Consider the following 4,335-nt stretch of genomic DNA (forward strand, 5'->3'; position numbering starts at 1 on the left):
TTGACGAAGATCCAAGGCGCGATGGGATTGAACCACCGGCTTTCAGGGTTAGCGCATCCGGCGGCGTGCGAAAGCGACGCCCAGCAGGAACGCGACCATCAGCGAGCCGAGCGGCGCCTCTCGGGTGATGTTGCTCAGGATGCCCAGCGGCATGCCCGGCTTTCGCGCGGCGTCGATCGTGGTGTTCGCAAGACTAAGCGTGTCCTGCAGCGCTTCCGAGATTGCCGAACGCGTCGACTTGCGCTCGGCGACCGGGTCCAGGCCCTCATAGACATAAGGCGACAGCGGAGCTTCATCGGTCACGGTCAACCTCCTGCGATTGGCAAACAGAGCTTTGGGCACCGGCGAACAAAAGCGCGATGGCAAACCATCGCGCTTTTCGACGGAACTGCGTCAATAGCGCCAGTCGCGGGACGGACGGCGCGCCGGGCGCATCATCATCAGAGCCAGCGCAAAGCCGATTCCCCCGGCGATGAGCACTGAACTGAGCGGGCTATCCTGCACCTTCTTTGCAAGCGCCTGCGAGCCGTCGCGAAACGCATCGCCGGAGTTTTCGTACGCCTGTCTGGCATAGTTCGTTGCGGTCTCGGTGGCTTCGCGCGCCGTATCCTTGGCCTGGCCGTAAAGGTTCTGCGCCGTGCCGGCCGCTTCCTTCATGCGGCCCGCCGCTTCCGTCTTCGCGTCGCCGGCGAGTTCGCCGAGCTTGCTCTGGGCCTGACCGGCGTAATCCTTCGCCGCGCCGGTAATCCGATCGTTGTCCATTTGCGCCACCTCCCGAAGAAAACTGTCAATGCAACTAACGGGGCGCGGCGGTTTCGGTTCCTTGGGCTGGTTGGGGCGGATGATCGCAGGCAGGGCGGGGGAGCTCTGTTCTCCAGGTCGCAAACCGGCTATCCAGAATCACGCCAGGGGATAACCGAGTCTCTCGTTTTCGACCAAGGGGGCCGCACTGACCATCCAGACGCCCGAACCTTTCGCGACCGCCGTCTTCACCAGCGCCGAGGCGGCGGTGAGCCGGCTCGAAGAGATCTATCAACGCAACACCCAGTTCCTCCGTGACCGTTTCGAGGCCTATCTGAGCGGTGGGGCCGTGACGACGCGGGTGCGTGCCAGCTACCCGTTCGTGCGCGTGACGACCGCAACCCATGCCCGCAGCCTGGATTCCCGCCTGTCCTATGGCTTCGTCGCGGGGCCGGGGGTGCACGAGACCAGCGTCACGCGGCCGGATGTGTTCAAGCCCTATCTCACCGAACAGATCCGCCTGCTGATCGAAAACCATGGCGTGCCGGTCGAGGTCGGCGAGTCTGAGGAGCCGATCCCGATCCATTTCGCCTACCGGCGGGACATCAACATCGAGGCGACGCTCGCGAACAACGACAAGTCGGTGGTCACCCGATCGCTGCGCGATCTGTTCGACGTGCCGGATCTCGCCGCGATGGACGATGCGATCGCCGACGGGACGCTCGAGCTTGCCCCTGGCGCGCCGGAGCCGCTGTCGCTGTTCCGCGCCGCCCGGGTCGACTACTCGCTGCGCCGCCTCTATCACTATACCGGCACCGATCCGGAGCACTTTCAGAATTTCGTGATTTTCACGAACTATCAGTTCTATGTCGACGCCTTCATTCGCCTGTGCGAGCAGCGCCTCGCCGCGGGACAGGCCGGCCCCGAGGCCTTTGTCGGGCCGGGCAATGTCGTCACCCGCAACAAGCGGCACGGTGGCGGCACGACCGGAACGGCGCCGGGCCGCATGCCGCAAATGCCGGCCTATCATCTCGTCGAGCCCGGCTATCGGGGCATCACGCTGATCAACATCGGGACCGGCCCCTCGAACGCGCGCAACGTCACCGACCATGTCGCGGTGCTGCGGCCGCATGCCTGGCTGATGCTCGGCCATTGCGCGGGCCTGCGGAACACGCAGCGGCTCGGCGACTACGTGCTGGCGCATGGCTATGTCCGCGAGGACCACGTGCTCGACCGCGAACTGCCGCCCTGGGTGCCGATCCCTGCGCTCGCGGAGATGCAGGTCGCGCTGGAGGAGGCGGTCGGCGAGGTGACCGGACTGACCGGTTTCGAGCTCAAGCGGCTGATGCGCACCGGAACGGTGGCGAGCGTCGACAATCGCAATTGGGAGATCAGCGGTCCGCAGGTGATCCGCCGCCTGTCGCAATCGCGCGCGGTCGCACTCGACATGGAATCGGCGGCGATCGCAGCCAACGGCTACCGTTTCCGCGTTCCCTATGGCACGCTGCTCTGCGTCTCGGACAAGCCGCTGCATGGGGAGATCAAACTCGCCGGCATGGCCAGCGAGTTCTATCGCCAACGCGTCGGCCAACATCTCGAGATCGGGCTGAAGGCGCTGGAGCGGCTCAAGCACCAGGAAACGGAGCGGCTGCATTCGCGAAAGCTCCGCAGCTTTGCCGAGGTCGCGTTTCAGTAGGGCGCAGGGCAGCGGGAACCAATTGGTCGAGGCGGAGGTTACTTGAAGGACAGGAGGGATCCGCCATGCACCGCAAGAAATCCCAGCCGATCCGCAACAAGCTTGATTTGACCGATAAAACCCAGGTTCGGCTGCTCAAGAAGCGGCTGGGGCTCTCCGAAACTGAGCTGACTCGAATTGTCGACAAGACCGGCAATTCGATCGCCGCGATTGCCAAGGAAGCCGCTCTGCAGCGGGCAAAAGAGCTCCCGGAGCCGGCTCCCGTCCCACCTGCCGTGATCGCCGCTGTGGCGCTCGGCGAGCCCAGCGTCACAGAGCCGCAGGTCCCGGCCAAGCCGGCGTCCTGACGCGCGAGCGGACCAGGCTGAATCGCCATCGCATTTCAGCTTGTCGTTGCGCAATCGGAAACCGCTTCGCACTTTTCCGGATCATGCGCCAAAGCGACGGCTCAAGCCCCCGACGCGGCGGTTCGATAGAGTGACAGATAGGAGCTTGCGGAGGCCGACCAGCCGAACGTCTGCTTCATGGCCGCGCGCCGCATGGCACCAAAGCGCTCGCTCGCTCCGAACACTGAGAAGGCCCGGCACAGCCCGCCCAGAAGCGATGCCGTGGAGGCCTTGCGGAACAGAAAGCCGGTCTCGCCATCGAGGATCGTCTCGGCCAGGCCGCCGGTCCTGTGACCGACCGGCAGCGACCCGAAGCGCTGGGCGTACATCTGGCTGAGCCCGCAGGGCTCGAAGCGCGATGGCACCAGGGTGAAGTCGCTGCCTGCGAAGATGTTGCGGGCCGCGTCATCGTCGAAACCGATGCGCACCGCGACCGCTTGCGGACGTCGCTGCTGGGCTTGCAGCAAAGCGTGCTCGAACCGCGGCTCGCCCTTGCCGGTCACGATCAGCTGCCCGCCGGCATCGACGATCGTCTCGGCCGCTTCGAGCACGAGATCGACGCCTTTCTGGTGAACGAGCCGGGCCACCACGGCAAACAACGGACCGCGCGACACGGCAAGGCCGAACTGCCTGCGCAACTCGGCGGTGTTCACCGCACGCGCGCGCCAGTCGCCGGCTTCAAAAGTCTGGCTCAGCGCCGCGCAGTTGCGCGGATCCCAGCTCTCGTCGATGCCGTTCAGGATGCCCGAGAGCTTCTGCTCGTCGGCCCTCTTGCGCAACAGCCCGTCCAGCCCGCAGCCGAACTGCGGGGTCGTGATCTCCTGGGCGTAGGTCTGGCTGACTGTGGTGACGTGCGAGGCGTAGACGATCCCGGCCTTGATGAAGGAGAGCTTGTTGTAGAATTCGAGCCCGTTGATGTCGAAGGCGGCGTCCGGGGCGCCGATCTTGCGCACCGTGGTCGGTTCGAACAGCCCCTGATAGGCCAGATTGTGGATCGTGAAGATGGTCGGAAGTTGCGCGCCGGACCAGGCCACGTAGCCCGGGATCAGCCCGGACTGCCAGTCGTTGGCGTGGATCAGGTCAGCCGACCAATCGGGGTCGACGCCGCCTTGCGCGAGCAGGCTCGCCGAAAGGCAAAAGCGTGCGAACCGCAGATCATTGTCGGCCCAGTCTTCGCCGCGCTCGTTGCCATAGGGCGTGCCGCGGCGTTCATACAATTCCGGGCAGATGACGACATAGGTCGGCAGGCCGTCCCGCGCAAACCCAAGACCGAGCGAGCAGGCGGGAAGCTGGGCCGTTGCGGCACAATGACCGACGATGGAGAAATCGGCGATTTTGCCGAACACCTCCGGGTAACCCGGCATGATGATGCGAATGTCAGAGAATGGTCGCAGCGCCCGCGGCAGTGCCGCGGAGACGGCGGCGAGGCCGCCGACCTGGACAAAATCGGAAAGTTCGGGGGTGGCGAATAGGACTCTCATGGTTCCCTGCTGTTGGGCCGAACCGGTTGCG

At 65.1% G+C, this 4,335-nt stretch carries 5 protein-coding genes; 2 read left to right on the forward strand and 3 right to left on the reverse strand.

The features are described 5' to 3' along the window. Positions 1–48: 48 nt before the first annotated feature. Both JOZ76_RS35270 and JOZ76_RS35275 read right to left on the reverse strand, forming a co-directional pair. Complete coding sequence (locus JOZ76_RS35270) at positions 49–303, reverse strand: hypothetical protein (protein ID WP_291705989.1); 255 nt, start codon at positions 301–303, stop codon at positions 49–51. 90 nt (positions 304–393) lie between these two features. Next, on the reverse strand, positions 394–762 hold the full coding sequence (locus JOZ76_RS35275) for a CsbD family protein (RefSeq protein ID WP_291705990.1): 369 nt from the start codon (positions 760–762) through the stop codon (positions 394–396). A 187-nt stretch (positions 763–949) separates the two neighbouring features. On the opposite strand from JOZ76_RS35275, the gene JOZ76_RS35280 reads away from it, so the two are divergent. Both JOZ76_RS35280 and JOZ76_RS35285 read left to right on the forward strand, forming a co-directional pair. Next, a complete protein-coding gene (locus JOZ76_RS35280; protein WP_291705992.1) occupies positions 950–2,437 on the forward strand; it encodes an AMP nucleosidase in 1,488 nt (495 codons plus the stop codon). A gap of 65 nt (positions 2,438–2,502) precedes the next feature. Continuing rightward, the gene (locus JOZ76_RS35285) at positions 2,503–2,784 is read left to right on the forward strand and encodes a DUF3606 domain-containing protein (protein ID WP_291705991.1); all 282 of its coding nucleotides are present in this window, start codon (positions 2,503–2,505) and stop codon (positions 2,782–2,784) included. 101 nt (positions 2,785–2,885) lie between these two features. Here JOZ76_RS35285 and glgA read toward each other — a convergent pair whose 3' ends face one another. Continuing rightward, on the reverse strand, positions 2,886–4,304 hold the full coding sequence (gene glgA / locus JOZ76_RS35290) for a glycogen synthase GlgA (protein ID WP_291705993.1): 1,419 nt from the start codon (positions 4,302–4,304) through the stop codon (positions 2,886–2,888). Between the last annotated feature and the right edge of the window lie 31 nt (positions 4,305–4,335).

It is taken from the genome of Bradyrhizobium sp. (assembly GCF_019244115.1).
Classification (GTDB): Bacteria; Pseudomonadota; Alphaproteobacteria; order Rhizobiales; family Xanthobacteraceae; genus Bradyrhizobium.